This is a genomic window from Micromonospora cremea, assembly GCF_900143515.1.
GTDB lineage: Bacteria > Actinomycetota > Actinomycetes > Mycobacteriales > Micromonosporaceae > Micromonospora > Micromonospora cremea.
The window spans coordinates 1,816,793-1,833,480 of record NZ_FSQT01000002.1 but is presented as its reverse complement, the minus strand read 5'-3'; the positions used below and the strand labels follow the sequence as shown (position 1 = coordinate 1,833,480).

Sequence of the window (16,688 nt, the reverse complement as noted above, 5' to 3'; positions counted from 1 at the left end):
CCCGTCGTGGCCGACACCGAGGAGCGGCTGGTCTGGTACGTCGCGTACGGCTCGAACATGCGCGCCGCCCGGCTGGCGTGGTACATCGGCGGCGGCTGCCCGCCCGGTGGGCGGCGAACCTACCCGGGCTGCCGGGACCGCCGTCCACCGAGCCGGTCGGTGCCGGTGTCGCTGCCCGGCGGCATCTACTTCGCTGGCGAGTCCGGCGCCTGGACCGGCGGGATGGCGTTCTACGACCCGCAGCTGCCGGGCGTCGCCGCTGCCCGCGCCTACCTGGTCACCCTCGAACAGTTCACCGACATCGCGGCGCAGGAGATGTACCGACCAGCAGGTCACGCCGACCTGATCGCGGCGACCGGCGCGGCGATCGACGCGGCCGTCGCCGACGGACGGGCCACGCTCGGCCCGGGGCGTTACGAGACGCTGGTCTGCCCGGGCCACCGCGCGGAGGCCCCGATGCTCACCTTCACCGCGCCGGAGCCGGCGTCCGCCGTGCGCTGCCGGCCGCCGGCGCCGGTCTACCTCGGCATGATCGCCCGAGGGCTGCACGAGTCGCACGGCTGGCCGGCCGAACGGATCGCCGGCTACCTGGCGCAGCGCCCCGGGGTCGCGGACGGCTGGCCGCCCGACGCCGTCGTGGCGCTGGTCACGGAGGCGCTCGCCGCCGGCTGACCGCCGCGGCACGCTGATCGCGTCCTTTCTGGACCACTCGTCCGACCATGTCCGTCGGACTGCCGTCAACCGACGGTCAGGTCGGCCCGATCGGCCGCCGCCCCCGGGCCGTCCGGTGTATCCGCAGCTCTGATGTGCTGCCCGGGTCGACCGGTGGGCGTCTGAATGAGAGGCTGTCCGGGCGGGCGGCGATCCCAACCGCCGGCATCCGCGATCGACCCTTCCGACGGCGTCGGTCGGCGGCCCGGTCGACCCACAGTCCGGGCACCGCACACGCCGATTCTCACGAGGAGTTCCATGTCCATCCCCGGGATGCGTCGGGCCGCCGTCGGCCTGACCGCACTCGCGCTGGCCGCGTTCGGCGCGGTCGCCACCACTCCCGAGCAGGCAGAGGCGGGACCGAAGCCGGTCGACGTCACCCTGCTGGCCCTCAACGACTTCCACGGCAACCTCGAACCGCCGACCGGGACCAGCGGCACCATCGCCGGGCAGGCCGCGGGCGGCGTCGAGTTCCTGGCGACCCACCTGGCCGAGCTGCGCGCCGCCGCCAAGAAGCAGAACACCATCACGGTCGCCGCCGGCGACCTGATCGGCGCGTCCCCGCTGCTCTCCGCGGCGTTCCACGACGAGCCGACCATCGAAGCACTGAGCATGGCCGGCCTGGACTACGCCAGCGTCGGCAACCACGAGTTCGACGAGGGCGCCGCCGAGCTGCTGCGGATCCAGAACGGCGGCTGCCACCCGGTGGACGGCTGCGCCGACGGCACCCCGTACCGGGGCGCCAGCTTCCAGTACCTGTCCGCGAACGCCTTCACGACCGCGACCGGCAAGCCGCTGATGGCGCCGTACGCGATCCACAAGGTGCAGGGCGTCAAGGTCGGCTTCATCGGGATGACCCTGGAGGGCACCCCGCAGATCGTCAGCCAGCAGGGCGTCGCCGGGCTCACCTTCGCCGACGAGGCGCTCACCGCCAACCGGTACGCCCGCGAGCTGCGCGCCAAGGGCGTGGAGACGATCGTCGTGCTGCTGCACGAGGGTGGCGCCCAGGCCGCGACCGGCGGCATCAACGACTGCGTCGGCATGACCGGCCCCATCGTGGACATCGCCAACCGGATGGACCCGTCGATCGACGTGGTGGTCAGCGGGCACACCCACCAGGCGTACAACTGCGACATCAACGGCAAGCTGGTCACCAGCGCCAGCTCGTTCGGTCGCCTGGTCACCGACATCGACCTCAAGATCGACCGTCGGAGCGGGGACGTGCTCTCCGCCGCCGCGAACAACGTCGTGGTCAGCCGCGACGTGGCGAAGGACCCGAAGCAGACCGAGCTGATCGACCGCTACAAGACCGTGCTCGGCCCGGTCGCCGACCGCCAGGTCGGCGTGACCACCACCGCGATCGGGACGACCCAGGAGAACCTGCTCGCCACCTGCTCGCCCCAGGTGCCGAACTCGTGCGGCGAGTCGCCGCTGGGCAACCTGATCGCGGACGCTCAGCTGGCCGCCACCGACGACGAGCAAAACGCCGTCGCCGCTCTCATGAACCCGGGCGGGGTCCGGGCCGGCCTGGACGCCGGACCCGTCACCTACGGGGAGGCGTTCACGGTGCAGCCGTTCGCCAACAACCTGGTGACGCTCGACCTGACCGGCGCGCAGCTCTACTGCGTACTGGAGCAGCAGTTCGTCACCGGGCGGACGCTCTACCCGTCCTCGACCCTGCGCTACGTGGTCGACCTGAACGGCACCACCGCGACCGCGGCCAACCCGTGCGCCGGCACCCGCGTGGTCCCGGGCAGCCTCACCATCGGCGGCACCGCCGTTGACCCCGCCGCCACCTACCGGATCACGGTGAACAACTTCCTGGCCGGCGGCGGCGACGGGTTCAGCGCGCTCACCGCGGGCACGAACCTGGTCACCGGCATGATCGACCTGGACGCGTTCGTGGCGTACCTGACGGCGCAGTCGCCGGTCTCCGCTCCGGCGCTGGACCGGATCCGCACCACCGCCGAGGTCCCCGCCGCCTGACGGACGACCCCGCGACGATCGGGCCCCGGAGCACCCGCTCCGGGGCCCGACCCGTCCCAGCAAACGCCGCGCCACCGGCGGGATGCCAACACCACGCGCCACCCGGCCGGGCGCGCTGCTCCGGCGACGTCCCATGATCACACTCGAACATGGAAGTAGTGGCCTCTGTGCCCCTTGTCGTCGATGCCACTGGATCCAGGATCGAGCAAGGTCTTGCCGGGCCGGGCCGGACCGGCCGGGCTCAGGCGTGGGCGGGTGCCGGCTCGGGGGAGGTCGAGCCGGTCGTCACCCGACCGTCCTGCTCGGCGGTGAGCAGCCGGCGCAGGGAGAGCGCCACGAGCGAGGCGACCAGGCAGCCGCCGACCACGACGGCCACCCAGACCATGCCGTTGGCCGCGCCGATGAGCGGGCCGGCCGTCACCGGACCGATCACGCCACTGACTCCGAAGATCATCGAACTCATCGCGTTGTACCGGCCGCGCAGTTCGTCGGTGGCCAGGGCGTTGGTCAGCGCCGGCATTACCGGCGACAGCATCGTCTCGCCGAAGCCGAAGATCGCCGAGCAGGCCACCACGCACAGGGCGGCCACCAGGGCGCTTTCGGTGCTGACCAGGCCAGCCGCGCCGAGGACCAACCAGGCGGTGGCGAACACGGCGCCGACCACCGCGAGCGCACCGGTGCGGCTCCGCCCCTCGATCCGGCGGATCACCAGCAGCTGGGCGAGCACGATCATCACGGTGTTGGCCGCGAGCGCCCAGGCCACCACCCGGGGGTTGACCTCGGCGACCCGCACGGCGTACGCGGCGAAGCCCACCTCGATCTGGGCGTACCCGCAGGTGGTGAGGACCAGGCCGAAGATCACCAGCCGGCGGAACGGGCGGTCGCGGAGCACGGTCAGGTAGCCGCCGGGCGACGGCTCGTCGCCGGACCGACGCTGGCCGAGCCGGTGGCCGACGCCCGGCAGGGTGAGCAGGATCAGCGCCGGCATCAGGTAGCTGACCGCGTCCAGCAGGTAGATCACCTGGAACGTGGCGGGTCGGGCCGTGTCGATGATCGCGCCGGAGGTCATGCCGCCGATACCGATGCCGAGGTTGAGCAGGGCGAAGTTCAGCCCGAAGACGCGCTGCCGCTCGTCGTCGTCGGTGAGCGAGGCGAGGATCGTGTTCTGCCCGGACCAGATCGCCGAGCTGCCGATGGCGACCACCGTCATCACCAGCAGGGCCGAATCGGTCGAGTGGACCAGCGCCAGCGAGCCGGTGCCCACCGCCTCGATCAGCAGGCACGGGACCACGACCCGGCGGGCGCCGAACCGGTCGATCAGCGTCCCGCCCAGCGGCGACAGTGCCAGGGTGACCGCGCCGTACCAGCCGATCACCAGGCCGGCGCGGGTGTCGGTGAGCCCGCGCACGTCGGTCAGGTAGATGAACAGGAACGGCAGGGTCAGCCCGCGCCCGATCGCCGACAGCAGGGTGCCGATGAGGAGCCGGCGAGCTTCCGAACGGCGGGGGAGGGAGCGACGCAGCATGTCCGGCATTCTCTTCGCCGGGTGTGACGATTGGCGACCCGATTACCGCGGCCCCCGCGCGCCCGTCGCCGGTCCGTGACGGATCCCACGACGCGGCCCGTCCCGCCCGGTCGGTGCGCGCGCCGGCTGTCGGTGCGCTCTGCCATGCTGGCCCGGTGAGCGTGACCTGGCGACATCTACCCGCACCGGCCCGTGAGATCGCCGTCGCCGCCGGCGAGGCCGTCGCCGCCGCACAGCAGCGCGACCCCACGGCGTACGCGGCGGCCGTGGAGCGGCTCACCGGTGCCGACCGGTCCGGCTTGGTGCTCGGCGCGGCGGTCCGGCTGCTGATGGAGGAGACACATCCGGACGGGCTGGACGGCAACGACGTCCGCCAGGTGCTGGAGACCTGCGTTCGCTCGGCCGCCGGCTGGCTTCCGGAGATCGACCCGCACGTGGTGCTGGTGCTGCTCGCCGGGGCGCTCGGTGTGTACGACCCGGGCGACGACGACAACCCGCCGGGCCCGGAGGCGATCGCCCGGCACGCCCCGCTGCTCGTCGCCGACCTGGTGTCGGCCGCCGGCCGGCCGCTCGACGGCTACCTGGCCGCCGCGTTCGCCGAGATCGAGCGCACCGAACGGCAGGACTGACGCCACGCCCGGTGCGCTCCCCGGGTCATGCCGGCTCGGGCGTCCGCTGCGCCACCACCTCCAGGTACTCCGCCGGGATCCGTACCGTGCCGTCGCTGGCGCGGTTGTTCGTCCGGGCCAGCTCGATCAGGTCGGCGTGCAGTTGCGGTCGTCGCTCCTCGGGCAGCGCCTCGAACGCCTTTAGCGTCGGGCCGTAGTTGGCCCGGAAGAAGTCGGCGAACTCCTCCGGAGTGCGGAACCGGAAGACGAACTCACGGCGTATCGCCCGCAGTTCGCCCACGGACCCGCCCAGCAGCTCGCGGAGCCGGCCCTCGTCGCCCCACTGGACCGGCGGGCGTAGCCCGGCCGGCGGCGGCACGTGCCGCCCGACCGTGCGGAACAGGTCGCCGATGAACCCCTGGGGCGTCCACGACGCCAACGCCACCGTGCCGCCGGGTCGGCAGACCCGGACCAGCTCCGCCGCGGCCCGTTCCTGGTCCGGCGCGAACATCACGCCGACGACGGAGAGCACCGCGTCGAAGGAACCGTCGGGGTACGCCAGCCGCTCCGCGTCGCCGGTCACGAAGGTGACCGGCAGCCGCTCCGCCGCCGCCCGGGCGTGGCCGCGCTCCAGGAGTTCGGGTACGTAGTCGACGCCGGTCACCACGCAGCCGCAGCGCGCGGCGGCGATGGCGGCGTTGCCGGTGCCGGTCGCCACGTCCAGCACCCGGGCGCCAGCCGGCAGGTCGGCCGCCGCCACCAGCCACTCGGCGATCGGGTGGATGAGTGCGGCGACCGCGCCGTAGTCGCCGCTGGCCCAGGTCACCTGCTGGCGTGCCTTCACGGCGTTGAGATCGAGTGCGGTGGTCATGTTGCCCCCCTCGGACGGATCGTTGTGCCACCGACGCTAGGTGCCGCGCTGCCCAGGGGGATCGGCAGAAACACCTATGTTGGGGGCACCAGGCCCCGCCGGCGGGCCGCCGCGACCGCCTGACCTCGGCTGGGCACCGCGAGTTTGTCCAGCACCGCCGACACGTGGTGACCGACGGTCCGGGTGGAGAGCGAGAGCCGGGCCGCGATCTCGGCGTTGCTCAGCCCCTCGGCCAGCAGCGCGAGCACCTCCCGCTGCCGGGCGGTCAGGCCCGCCGGGTGTGCGGCCGTCGCCGGGCGCGGCCCCCGTGGTACCCGGGCTGTCCCGCGTCCGCGCAGCTCGGCCCGGACCCGCCGGGCCACGGCGACCGCACCCAGCCCGGCCAGGATCCGCAGCGCTTCGCCGGCCGCGGCGTCGTCGCCGCAGGCCAGCGCCTCCGCCCGGGTGTACGGGCAGCCGAGCTGGCGCCACTCCTCGGCCGCACCGGCCCAGTCGCCCTCGATCAGCCGCCGGTACGGCGACGCCAGCGTGCCGGTGTCCCCGACCGGCTCCCCGGCCCGCCACAGCCAGTACGCCAGCTCGCCGGCGAACCACGGTTGGCCCGCCTCGACCGCGAGCCGATGGGCGCGGCGCAGCTCGGCGACTGTTCGTGTCGGCTCGCCGGCCAGCCAGTGCCGTTCCGCCAGGGCCGCGGCCACCGGCACGACGAACTGGAGTTCCTGGCTCTGCACGGCCCAGCGGGTAGCGCTGTCCAGGTGTGGTGGCCCGGCCGTGCCGCCGCACCGGGCGTCGAGCCGGCTCAGCGTGACCAGCGCCGGGGCCAGACTCCCTCCGGGCTGCTCGGTGCCGGTCAACGCCTGCTCGGCGTCGGCGCGGGCGCCGGACCAGTCCCCGGTGGCCAGCCGCAGCCGGGCCCGGTAGCCGAGCAGATGGCGGGAGTACCCGTCGAGGTCCCGAATGGTGGTGAAGCGCAGCGCGCGGTCGAGCGCCTCGGCGGCCGGCGCCAACCGGTGCCAGTCCACCGACATGGTGGCGAGATTGACCAGCGCGCGGGCCGCGTGGTCGTCGAGGTGGTGGGCGGCGGCCAGCGCGTGCCCACGTTCGAGTTCGATGACCCCGGCGACATCGCCGCGCTGAAGGCGCGCCGAGCCGACGTTGACCAGGGCGTGGGCCTCGGTCTCCACGTCGCCGAGCCGCCGGGCCAGCTCCCGGGCCCGGCCACCCCAGTCGATGGCCCGGTCGTTGTCGTCGCCGAGCATGAGCAGCTGCGACATGTTGCTGTACGCCATGGCCAACTGCACGCCGGGGGGCGCGGACTCCAGCACCTGGACCGCGCGGGTGCCCGCCGCCCGGGCTGCCGTGCTGTCCCCGGTCCACCAGCAGAGCCGGGACACCCACCGCAGGTTGTTGCCGATGCGCAGCGGATCGCCCTCGGCCTCCCGCAGGGCCAGCGCGTCCCGCCACGCGGCGAGCGCCTGCGCGCCCAGCCCGGCGAGATAGGCGGCGGTCGCGTACGCCTCCAGCAGGTCGGCACGGCGTGCCGGCGGCAGATTCGCGGCGTGCGGGAGCGCGACGGTGTAGTGGTCGGCCGCCTGCCGGTGCGCACCCGCCCGGCTCGCGCGCAGTGCCGCCACGGGCGCCCAGCGCAGCACCGCCGTGGGATCGTCGGCGTGGTGCGCGTGGTGCACCAGCCGGGCGGCGTCGACGTCGGCCCGCGGGGTGAGCCGGGCCAGCACGGCGGCGTGCAGTGCGGCCCGGCGCACCGGAGACAGTGACTCCCGCACCGCCCGGCCCAGCAGTTCGTGCCGGAAGGCCACCGCGTTGCCCGCCGGCACCAGCACGCCCCGGTCCAGGCACTCCTGCACGGCGGCCGGCGGGTGATCGTCCAGCAGGTACGGCTCGGCCCGGGACGGCACCACCGAGACCTGGGCGGCGACCTCCCGCGCTGGCGGCGACAGCGCGGCCAGCCGGGCCAGCACCAGGTCGCGTACGGTCGGCGGCACACCCGGACCGGTCGCGGCCAGCACCTCGGTGACCAGCAGCGGGTTACCCCCGGTGACCTGGTACAACCCGGCCGGGGCGCGGCCGGCGCGGCGGGCCAACGCCGCGACGGCGTCCGTGGACAGGGCGGGCAGCGGCAGCCGGTGGACCAGCGGCCGGGGCAGGCCGGCGAGCACACCGTGCAGCGGATGCTCCGCCCCGACCTCGTCGTCGCGCAGGGTGAGCACCAGCAGCGCCGGGTGGCGTGCCAGCCGTCGCCCCAGGTACGCGATCAGGTCCAGAGTCGCCCCGTCCGCCCAGTGCGCGTCCTCCACCACCATCACCGTCGGGCGCCCGGGCCGGGGGTCGGTGAGCTCGTCGAGCAGCGCGTCGAACACCGCGCCGCGGCGTTCGGCCTCCGCCGCCGCGTGCAGCGCGGTCAGTCGCTCCGCGAGTACGCCGCGGACCTGACGGGCGATGTCGTGCAGTGGGCCGAGTGCCCGCGGCGTCAGCAGCGGGTCACAGCTGCCCCAGAGCACCCGGGCGCGGGGCGCGGCCGTCGCCGCGAACCTGCTGACCAGGACGGACTTGCCGGCACCCGCCTCGCCTGCGACGAGCGCGATCGCGCCGCCGGGGAAGGCCAGCAGCCTGTCCAGGGTGGCGAGCGCTTCCGTGCGCTCCAGCAGCTCCATCACGGTCGATGCTAGTCAGCAAAGCGTCCTGCCGGTGTTCCGGTGGAGACGCTCGACGACCTCCGGGTTGGACCCTCGCTCAGCAGCGGCTCATTGCTGCCGAGCGCCTGCGGGGGAGCCGAGCGCCGGGGCGCGTTCGAAGATGTAGTAGACGGGGACGGCGGCGACGATGACCAGTGCCACCGGCGGGCTGACGAAGGCGACGGCGATCGCGGCCAGATACAGGACCGACGCTGCGCCAAATCGCAGCCGCACCTTCCAACGGGTCCGCTCCGGCACTGGCTGCTGGAGCCGCCCGGGCCGCAACGTCCATTCGAAGATCACGGCGAAGCTCAGCCCCATCCCCAGGAAGGCGGCCGCATACAGAATCACCGCCACCTGGGCGTCCTGCCCGCCCCGCGTGAGGTACTTGGCCACCGTCGCCGTGTCTACCGGGATGAGGACGACGAACAGCAGCAGGATGAGGTTGAGCAGGGCCAGGATCGGTCGACGACGGCGAGGTTCGCGATGAGGGCGTGGTGGTTGACCCAGATGAGCCCGATGGTGGAGAAGCTGATCAGGTAGGCGACGAATGAAGACCAGTGGTCCGCGACTTGATGCAGGAGCGGGCCATGACCCGGGCCGGCCACCGACAGGTTCAGCGCGAGCAGCGTGATCGCGACGGCGAAGACCGCATCACTGAATACCTCCAGCCGAGTTCGGCTCACTCGACTTCTACCGCAACACTCGACGGGCCGCGGAGAATCAACCCGTTCCGCTACCGCCGGCCCGGTCGCCGCCACGCCGCCCCGGTCAGCGGGCCGGCATCATCCGCCAGCCCTCTCGTTCTCCCTCGTCCGGTCCTACTCAACCCCGGATCCCGGGGCTCCAGGCGTCGCCGGGTGACTACGGTAAGTACGGGCGTACCTTCCCGACCCTCGTTGGCGTGCGGCCTTGCCTGATACCCGCAGCGCGTCTGCGGGCTTTCCGTTGCGAAGGGTTGAACAGCGTGACCAAGCGTTCCGGTATCGACGCCGTGCACAACTTCTGGGCGCGTGTCTGGCAGGCGCCGCAGGACTACGAAGCCATCGACGAGCTCGTGGTGGAGGACTTCGTCCTCATCTCCGGTGGCAAGCGCGTCGAGTCGCGCGCCCGCTTCAAGGAGTGGGTGCGGGGCTTCAGCGCGGTCATCGACAATCTCGATTTCAAGATCATCGAGTCGTTCGAGAACCACGACGGTTCGCGCGTGGCGTCCATCTTCTGGTTGACGGGCAACAACAACGGCGTGTTCGGAACCGCCCCGGACGGCGCGCCACTCGAGATATCCGGTACGGCCGTCTGGGCGGTACGCGAGGACGGCATGTTGCTTTCGAACCGTGTCGAGCGCAACGCGTTCGAGGTTTACCAGCAACTCACCGACCGCACGCGGTAAGCGCAGCCCATTCCTTCCTCCAGTCCGGGCTGTCCCGATGGGTTGTCGAGCCGCGGCGGGCTTCGTCATGCCGGCACCGCGCCGGCATTCCTTGGGCAGATGGCTGGGATGGCTCCGTCCCGCAACCACCACCCTCCCCGATCGGTCGGGGCTGTGGATCATCCTGGTTGTCTGCCCGTCCGGCGAGGACAATTGTTCTTGCTGCTGAAACTCGGAAGCCCGGTTTTCGTCGGTCGCCGCATTAGCGACGGTCGCGTGGGTCCTGCGGCGGCTCTAGAACCTCCGATGGTGGCGGTGGGTTCTTCGGACCCAACCCGTACCGCACCACCCAGAACGCGATGACCGCCACGATGACGACGACCAGAAAAAAGCATGCTATGCCCCCGGTGATGCCCATATCACGAAATTATCGTGTTGCGCACAGCGGGGGACTCGGTTTCGAGGACCTACCTGACTCCTGTGCCGGCAAGGACTGGCAGCCGCTCGGGGCTGGTCTTCGCTTCCGACTGCCGGCATTGCCCTTGATACGGCAAACGTCCGTCGGGCCTTTCGCCGAGTCGTCACCCTGGCTGGCCTCGATCCGGCTGCCTGGACACCTCGTGAGCTGCGGCACAGCTTCGTGTCGCTGCTGCCTGACAGTGGGGTGAGCCTGATCTACCGTCATCAGCTCCGACCCGTGCTGCTTCAAGGCGCGGCTGTCATGGATCGCATCTTCGCGCCGGCTGCTGAGGCATAATCACTCAGTTGGTCCCCAGGAAGCACTAGAGGGCACATCCATGGATCGGATGTGCCCTCTGACCTGGTCGGGGTGGCCGGATTCGAACCGACGACCTCTTCGTCCCGAACGAAGCGCGCTACCAAGCTGCGCCACACCCCGAGGCGTGCCGACAAATAGTAGCCCACCCGCCCCGATGGTCAAACTCGGTACCCCCGAGGGTCGGACCCCGCCCGGAGCAGCCAAGATCCGCGCAACTTCAGGGATGTTGTGGTCTAGCGGCGCGGTGAGGCAGCTGTTTCCCTGAAGTTGCGCGGATCTTGACGCGGGGCGGCCGGGCCGCGGCACCGGGCGCGCCGGGGCGGGTTAGCGGGGGATCAGGGTGAGGATGGTCGCCTCCGGGGGGCAGGCGAAGCGGACCGGGGCGGTCGGGTGGGTGCCGAGGCCGGCGGAGACGTGCAGCCAGGAGTCCGAGCCCGGCCACCGGTGCAGCCCCCGCGCCATCGAGCGGGGCAGCCCGCAGTTGGTCACCAGCGCCCCGACGCCCGGTACGCAGACCTGCCCGCCGTGGGTGTGCCCGGCCAGCAGCAGCCCGAAGCCGTCCGCGGCCATCTGGTCGAGCACCCGCGGTTCGGGGGAGTGCGCCAGCGCGATGGACAGGTCTGCCGAGGACGAGACCGCGCCGTCCACCGCACCGTAGTCGTCGCGCTCGATGTGTGGGTCGTCCACGCCCACCAGGTCGATCTGCCGGCCGCCAGCCTTGAGCATGGTGCGGGCGTTGTTCAGGTCCAACCAGCCGGCGCCGGTGAACACCTGGCGCAGCTCCTCGTAGGGCAGCTCGACGCCCTCGGTGTACTCCCGGTCCGGCAGGAAGTAGGTGAACGGGTTCTTCCACACCGGCCCGGTGTAGTCGTTGGAGCCGAACACGAAAGCGCCCGGGTAGTCCAGCAGCGGTTGCAGCGCCCGCAGCACCCCGGGCACCGCGCCCGGGTGCGCCATGTTGTCACCGGTCACCACGACCAGGTCCGGGTCGAGGGCGGCCAGCGACGCCACCCAGTGCTGCTTGCGCGCCTGGTCCGGCATCATGTGCAGGTCCGACAGGTGCAGCACGCGCAGCGGCTCCGCGTCGGTCGGCAGCATCGGTACGTCGTACCGCCGCAGGGTGAACATGTTGCGCTCGACGAGTGACGCGTACGCGAGGGTGGCCCCTCCGACCGCGGCGGTTCCGGCGGCGAGCCGGAATAGTGTGCGCTTTCGCATGCCGTTCAGGGTAGTTTGACCGTCCATGAGCACGCTGAAGGATCGCCTCACCGCCGACATGCGTTCCGCCCTCAAGGCGCGCGACGAGCTGACCACCTCCACGCTGCGGATGGCCCTGGCCGCCGTCGGCACCGCCGAGGTCGCCGGCAAGGCCAAGCGCGAGCTCACCGACGACGAGGTGCTCGCGGTGTTGACCAAGGAGGCGAAGAAGCGCCGGGAGGCGGCCACCGCCTTCGCCGACGCCGGCCGCGCCGAGCAGGCCGCGAAGGAGACCGCCGAGGGCGAGGTGCTGGACCGCTACCTGCCCAAGCAGCTCTCGGACGCCGAGCTGACCGAGCTGGTGTCCGGGGCGCTCGCCGCGGGCGGCTTCACCGGCAAGGCCCAGATGGGCCCGGCGATGAAGGCGGCCCAGGCCGCGGTGGCCGGCCAGGCCGAGGGTGGCCGGGTGGCCGCTGAGGTACGCCGCCAGCTCGGCCTCTGAACCCGGCGGCACCCAGACCAGCACGGTCCCGACACCGCAGACGCAGTTCGGACAAGCGAACGGGCGGGCACCCTCGGGTGCCCGCCCGTTCGCTTGTCCGCTCGTCGGCTCAGCCGCCGGGGCGGCCCGTGCCGGGTCGATTAGGCGGGTTGCCGGGCTGGTTCGGGTTGCCCGGGGTGGTGCCACCCGGCGGAGGAGCGCCACCGCCGCTGCTGACCTCGATGGTGACCACGCCACCCTTGATGGTGCGCCCGTCCGGGCTGGTGCCGGCGGCGCTGCCCGCCGGGCACGTCGACGTCACCTTCGTGCTGGAGACGATTGGCTCGAAGTCGGCGTCCTTGAGCCGGGACCTCGCGGTGTCCACCGACGCGCACTTCACGCTGGGGATGTTGCGCTGGTCACCCTCGGAGATCTTCTGGCCCGGCGGCTCGAACTGGATCTTGGGCTTGTTTCTCATCGCGTCCCGCAGCGTCTCCCACACCGGCGGGTTGATGCCGTCCTTCTCGGCGTGCTTCATCTTGACGTTGGTCTGCGGCCAGTCCGGGTCGGCCATGATGCCGGCCACCGCGTACTGCTTGGTCATCGCGACCAGGGAGGCGGTCTTCTCCGAGTCGGTGGTGCCGGACTTGCCGGCCACCGGTGCACCGACATCCCTCCGCACGTTGCCCGCGGTGGCTCCCGTGCACTTGGAGGACGACGACCGGTCACCGACCGGGCAACGGGCCGCGTCCACAGCGGCACGGGCCACCTCGGTGCTGAACCGCTTCTCGCAGCGCGGGTTGGCGATGTCCAGCTTGTTGCCCTCCGGGTCCCGGATTTCCTGCACGGGGATCGGCTCGCAGAATTTGCCGTCCGCGGCCAGGGTGGCGTAGGCATTGGCAAGATCCAGCGGGGTGGTCTGCGAGACGCCCAGGGTGAACGCGCCCCACTGGTGCGCCCCCCGCTCCAGGTCCAGATCCTCCTGGGCCCGGAAGTTGATGCCCAGCCTCTTGGCGGCCTTGACCACGTTCTCCGCGCCGACCTGCTGCTGGAGTGGCACGAAGTAGGTGTTCACCGACCGGCCGAACGCGCCCCACATGTTGTGCACGCCGGCCATGCTGTCGGTCGAGTTGGTGGGGCAGTAGAAGTGGGTGCCGCGGCAGGCCGCGTCGCTACTGCTGTCAATGATGTATTCCGACTTGAACTGCTTCGGCGCGTTGATGGTGTAGCTGAGGGGGATGCCCTTCTCCAGCGCCGCCACGATGGTGAACATCTTGAACGTCGAGCCGGCCTGGTAGCCGGTGATGCCGTCGCCGCCGGTGAGCAGCGGGTTGACCGTCGCCGGGTAGTTGCCCCGGATGCCCTTCCGCTTCTTCGCGGGATCGCTGGAGATCTTGTTCTTCGGGTTCTTCGGGTCGTCCAGCTTGAACTGGCGGTTGACCGCGAGCGCCCGGACCCGGCCGCTGCCGGGCTCGACCACCGCGACCATGGCGGCTTCCTTGCTGTTCTCGCTCTTGGCCTTGCGGACCGCCTTGTCCGCGCCCTTCTGCGCCTGAACCTCGAGCGAGGTCACGATGGTGTAGCCGCCGCTCTTCAGCCGCCGCTCCCGGTCGTACGAGGTCGAGCCGAACGTCTCCTGCTGCATCCACCAGCGGTAGAAGTAGTCGCAGAAGAAGCCCCAGCTGTTGAGGTTGGCGGCGACGCAGCCGTTCGGGGTGCGCTTGTCCTTCACCACGAGCTTGGTCGCCTTGGCCGTGTCGGCCTCCTGCTGGCTGATGGCCTTGATGTCGAGCATGTTCTGGATGACGTAGTTGCGTCGGTTCAGCGCGAGGGGGTAGCCCGCCTTGGTGGTCGGGTCGTTGGTGGTGGGCGCCTTCACCATCCCGGCCAGCAGCGCTGCTTCCTCGATCGTCAGCTTGCTCGGCGGCTTGCCAAAGTAGACCTGGCTGGCGGCGTAGATGCCGTACGCGCCATTGCCGAACGAGGCGAGGTTGAGGTAGCGGGTGAGGATCTCGTCCTTGGAGAACTCCTCGTCGACCTGGAGGGCCAGCCGCATCTCGCGGAGCTTGCGGGCGCTGGTGTCCTCGGTCGCCGCGACCACGTCGGCCGGGTGCGTGGCCGAGTACGCGATGGCCAGCCGGACGTACTGCATGGTCAGCGTTGAGGCGCCCTGCCGGCCGGCGCCTTCGTTCTGGTTGTTCACGAAGGCGCGGGCGACACCGTTGATGTCGACGCCGTTGTGCTTGTAGAAGTCATGGTCCTCGGCCGCGATGATGGCCTTCTGCATGTACGGCGAGATGTCGGCGAGCTTCACGTCGCGCCGGTTCTCGTCGTACATCGTCGCGAGCGGTGTCTTGCCGTCCGAGGCCAGCAGGTAGCTGATCTGTGGCGCGCGGGCCACCGTCAGCTCCGTGGGCAGGGCGCCGAAGGTCTCGGCGCCGGCCTTGGCGGCCAAGCCGGACATCGCCACCGCGGGGAAGGCCGCCGCTGCGACCACCACGCCGGCCAGCAGGCCACATACGAGTAGCGATGCGGCGTTGGTCAGCACATTGTGGTCACGTTTCCGCATCCAGGTCACCTCGACAGAGTACGCGAGTAGGGAACGAGGGGCGCTGGGGCGTTCTTTCCCCATTTCCTGCGCGCGCTGCCCTCGTTGTGCTAAACGCACGACCCCCGGTGCGTGGTTGCGTGTGACCTGGCGTGAGTCTCCTCCGACCAGAGGAGACAGCGCAGCGTTTTCGCCGACCTCGGCGGGGTAAGCGGCGGTCGAGAGCCCGGGAAGCCGGGAGTGTCCGGAATGATGGATTTCGCCGACAACGTTGCGTAATCAGGCGACTACAGAGCATGATGGGGGGCGGCGACAGCGCCACATGTCGTTCGTGCCGCCTTGGGGAAGGCGAGCCGGGCGATCGGGGGGAATTGCCGGCTGACGTGCAACGAGGTCGGTAGGTACTGCAAGGGGGGACGTGTACACATGGGCATGATCACTGACTGGCCGTCGCTGGCGGCGTGTCAGAACGGGGACCCGGACGCGTTGTTCGTACAGGGCGCCGAACAGAACGTGGCGAAGCGGATCTGCCGGAGTTGCCCAGTTCGGTACGAGTGCCTGGCTGACGCGCTGGACAACCGGATCGAGTTCGGTGTGTGGGGTGGCATGACCGAACGCGAACGCCGGGCGCTGCTGCGTCGTCACCCGCAGGTGACGAGCTGGCGCAAGATGTTCGAGGCCGCGATGAAGAAGAACAGCAAGGACAAGGCCGGCAAGGACAAGATCCTCGTTAGCGCGGCCAATTGACGCCGGTCACGGCCGGCTGATCGCCGCGCCGATCGTCCGCAGCCCGTCGACGTCGTGCACGTCGGCGGGCTGCGCCGTCACCGACACCGAAGGCACCGCCGGGAACGCCTCGGTGAACCGCGCGGCCACCTGCTGCTCGCGTACCGCCTGGCGGGCCAGCGCGGCGTGCGCCCGCAGCACGTCGGCGGTGGCCTCGTGCCCACCCAGGTCGGTCAGCCGCTCCGCGGCCGCCCGGCTCCGCTCGGCGTCCAACTCCGGCACCGCGGGCCGGTGCACCCGGTTGAGCACCAGGCCGGCCAGCGGCATCTTCTCCTCCCGCAACCGGCCGGCGAAGTAGGCGGCCTCCCGGACCGCGTCCGGCTCCGGCGCCGCGACCAGCACGAAGGCCGTCTCCCGCGCCTGGAGGATGCGGTACGTCTGCTCGGCCCGCTGCCGGAAACCGCCGAACATGGAATCCAGCGCGGCCACGAAGCCGGACAGGTCGGTGAGCAGCTGCGCGCCGAGCACCTTCTGCACCACCTTTGAGAACATCCCGAACGAGGCCGTGACCAGGCTGAACATGCTCCGGCCACCGCTGCGGGCCGGGGCCAGCAGCAGTCGCAGCATGCGGCCGTCGAGGAAGCGGGAGAGTCGGGCCGGCGCGTCCAGGAAGTCGAGCGCCGAGCGGGACGGCGGGGTGTCCACGACGATCAGGTCCCACTCGCCCCGGGCGTGCAACTGGCCGAGCTTCTCCATCGCCATGTATTCCTGCGTGCCGGCGAAGGTCGAGCTCATCGCCTGGTAGAAGGGATTGGCGAAGATCTCCGCCGCCTTCGCCGGATCGGTGTGCTGCAGCACCACGTCGTCGAAGGTGCGCTTCATGTCCAGCATCATGGCGTGCAGTTCGCCGCCGCTGGCCTCGACGTCGATCCCCTTGACCTGGCGGGGCGTGTTGTCCAGCTCGGTCAGGCCCAGCGACTGGGCCAACCGGCGGGCCGGGTCGATGGTGAGCACCACCGTGCGCCGGCCGTGGTGCTCGGCGGCCCGCAGCGCCAGCGCGGCGGCCGTGGTCGTCTTTCCCACCCCTCCGGCACCGCAGCACACGACGATCCGCACGCCCGGGTCGGCGAGGATCTTGTCGAGGTCCAGCTGCGGCGCCGCGTCTTCGGAAGGCACCAATCGAGCGTATCGGGCC

14 protein-coding genes and 1 tRNA gene are annotated in these 16,688 nt (G+C 71.3%); 6 read left to right on the top strand and 9 right to left on the bottom strand.

The window, feature by feature from the left end; translation table 11 throughout:
* The first annotated feature begins 6 nt into the window (after positions 1-6).
* A complete protein-coding gene (locus tag BUS84_RS21935) occupies positions 7-672 on the top strand; it encodes a histone deacetylase (RefSeq protein WP_244298670.1) in 666 nt (221 codons plus the stop codon).
* A gap of 297 nt (positions 673-969) precedes the next feature.
* Positions 970-2,697: a bifunctional metallophosphatase/5'-nucleotidase gene (locus tag BUS84_RS21930; protein ID WP_074315196.1), complete on the top strand. Its 1,728-nt coding sequence runs from the start codon at positions 970-972 to the stop codon at positions 2,695-2,697.
* Positions 2,698-2,938: 241 nt separating this feature from the next.
* Here the strand turns inward: BUS84_RS21930 and BUS84_RS21925 are convergent, their stop codons facing one another.
* On the bottom strand, positions 2,939-4,222 hold the full coding sequence (locus BUS84_RS21925; protein ID WP_074318996.1) for an MFS transporter: 1,284 nt from the start codon (positions 4,220-4,222) through the stop codon (positions 2,939-2,941).
* Positions 4,223-4,377: 155 nt separating this feature from the next.
* Between BUS84_RS21925 and BUS84_RS21920 the strand changes: the two genes are divergently transcribed.
* Positions 4,378-4,851, top strand: coding sequence for a hypothetical protein (locus BUS84_RS21920; RefSeq protein WP_074315194.1), 474 nt, complete (start codon positions 4,378-4,380; stop codon positions 4,849-4,851).
* Positions 4,852-4,876: 25 nt separating this feature from the next.
* Here the strand turns inward: BUS84_RS21920 and BUS84_RS21915 are convergent, their stop codons facing one another.
* From BUS84_RS21915 to BUS84_RS36740, 4 genes are all read right to left on the bottom strand, one after another.
* The gene (locus BUS84_RS21915) at positions 4,877-5,701 is read right to left on the bottom strand and encodes a class I SAM-dependent methyltransferase (protein WP_074315192.1); all 825 of its coding nucleotides are present in this window, start codon (positions 5,699-5,701) and stop codon (positions 4,877-4,879) included.
* Positions 5,702-5,775: 74 nt separating this feature from the next.
* A complete protein-coding gene (locus BUS84_RS21910; RefSeq protein ID WP_074315191.1) occupies positions 5,776-8,373 on the bottom strand; it encodes an ATP-binding protein in 2,598 nt (865 codons plus the stop codon).
* Positions 8,374-8,463: 90 nt separating this feature from the next.
* On the bottom strand, positions 8,464-8,790 hold the full coding sequence (locus BUS84_RS36745) for a hypothetical protein (protein ID WP_084757545.1): 327 nt from the start codon (positions 8,788-8,790) through the stop codon (positions 8,464-8,466).
* 11 nt (positions 8,791-8,801) lie between these two features.
* Positions 8,802-9,080 carry a TMEM175 family protein gene (locus tag BUS84_RS36740; RefSeq protein ID WP_159451057.1) on the bottom strand — a complete coding sequence of 93 codons (279 nt, stop codon included), beginning with the start codon at positions 9,078-9,080 and terminating at the stop codon, positions 8,802-8,804.
* Between the two features lie 281 nt (positions 9,081-9,361).
* Between BUS84_RS36740 and BUS84_RS21900 the strand changes: the two genes are divergently transcribed.
* Complete coding sequence (locus tag BUS84_RS21900) at positions 9,362-9,784, top strand: ester cyclase (RefSeq protein WP_074315188.1); 423 nt, start codon at positions 9,362-9,364, stop codon at positions 9,782-9,784.
* A gap of 800 nt (positions 9,785-10,584) precedes the next feature.
* On the opposite strand, the gene BUS84_RS21890 is transcribed toward BUS84_RS21900, so the two are convergent.
* Both BUS84_RS21890 and BUS84_RS21885 read right to left on the bottom strand, forming a co-directional pair.
* Positions 10,585-10,661: transfer RNA gene (locus BUS84_RS21890), tRNA-Pro, on the bottom strand.
* A 204-nt stretch (positions 10,662-10,865) separates the two neighbouring features.
* Positions 10,866-11,759: a metallophosphoesterase gene (locus tag BUS84_RS21885; RefSeq protein ID WP_074315186.1), complete on the bottom strand. Its 894-nt coding sequence runs from the start codon at positions 11,757-11,759 to the stop codon at positions 10,866-10,868.
* A 25-nt stretch (positions 11,760-11,784) separates the two neighbouring features.
* On the opposite strand from BUS84_RS21885, the gene BUS84_RS21880 reads away from it, so the two are divergent.
* Complete coding sequence (locus BUS84_RS21880) at positions 11,785-12,240, top strand: GatB/YqeY domain-containing protein (RefSeq protein ID WP_074315185.1); 456 nt, start codon at positions 11,785-11,787, stop codon at positions 12,238-12,240.
* Positions 12,241-12,349: 109 nt separating this feature from the next.
* On the opposite strand, the gene BUS84_RS21875 is transcribed toward BUS84_RS21880, so the two are convergent.
* The gene (locus tag BUS84_RS21875) at positions 12,350-14,788 is read right to left on the bottom strand and encodes a penicillin-binding protein (RefSeq protein WP_074318995.1); all 2,439 of its coding nucleotides are present in this window, start codon (positions 14,786-14,788) and stop codon (positions 12,350-12,352) included.
* Positions 14,789-15,193: 405 nt separating this feature from the next.
* On the opposite strand from BUS84_RS21875, the gene BUS84_RS21870 reads away from it, so the two are divergent.
* Positions 15,194-15,514, top strand: a complete 321-nt coding sequence (locus BUS84_RS21870) for a WhiB family transcriptional regulator (protein ID WP_030328078.1) — start codon at positions 15,194-15,196, stop codon at positions 15,512-15,514.
* A gap of 6 nt (positions 15,515-15,520) precedes the next feature.
* Here BUS84_RS21870 and bagB read toward each other — a convergent pair whose 3' ends face one another.
* Positions 15,521-16,672 carry an ArsA family ATPase gene (gene bagB / locus BUS84_RS21865; RefSeq protein WP_074315183.1) on the bottom strand — a complete coding sequence of 384 codons (1,152 nt, stop codon included), beginning with the start codon at positions 16,670-16,672 and terminating at the stop codon, positions 15,521-15,523.
* Positions 16,673-16,688 lie beyond the last annotated feature (16 nt).

What these genes read in the sequence shown, in the direction of transcription:
- BUS84_RS21915 (WP_074315192.1), bottom strand. Translation starts at nt 5,701, where the DNA reads ATGACCACCGCACTCGATCTCAACGCCGTGAAGGCACGCCAGCAGGTG.
- BUS84_RS21870 (WP_030328078.1), top strand. Translation starts at nt 15,194, where the DNA reads ATGGGCATGATCACTGACTGGCCGTCGCTGGCGGCGTGTCAGAACGGG.
- BUS84_RS21930 (WP_074315196.1), top strand. Translation starts at nt 970, where the DNA reads ATGTCCATCCCCGGGATGCGTCGGGCCGCCGTCGGCCTGACCGCACTC.
- BUS84_RS21925 (WP_074318996.1), bottom strand. Translation starts at nt 4,222, where the DNA reads ATGCTGCGTCGCTCCCTCCCCCGCCGTTCGGAAGCTCGCCGGCTCCTC.
- BUS84_RS21910 (WP_074315191.1), bottom strand. Translation starts at nt 8,373, where the DNA reads ATGGAGCTGCTGGAGCGCACGGAAGCGCTCGCCACCCTGGACAGGCTG.
- BUS84_RS21880 (WP_074315185.1), top strand. Translation starts at nt 11,785, where the DNA reads ATGAGCACGCTGAAGGATCGCCTCACCGCCGACATGCGTTCCGCCCTC.
- BUS84_RS21885 (WP_074315186.1), bottom strand. Translation starts at nt 11,759, where the DNA reads ATGCGAAAGCGCACACTATTCCGGCTCGCCGCCGGAACCGCCGCGGTC.
- BUS84_RS21875 (WP_074318995.1), bottom strand. Translation starts at nt 14,788, where the DNA reads ATGCGGAAACGTGACCACAATGTGCTGACCAACGCCGCATCGCTACTC.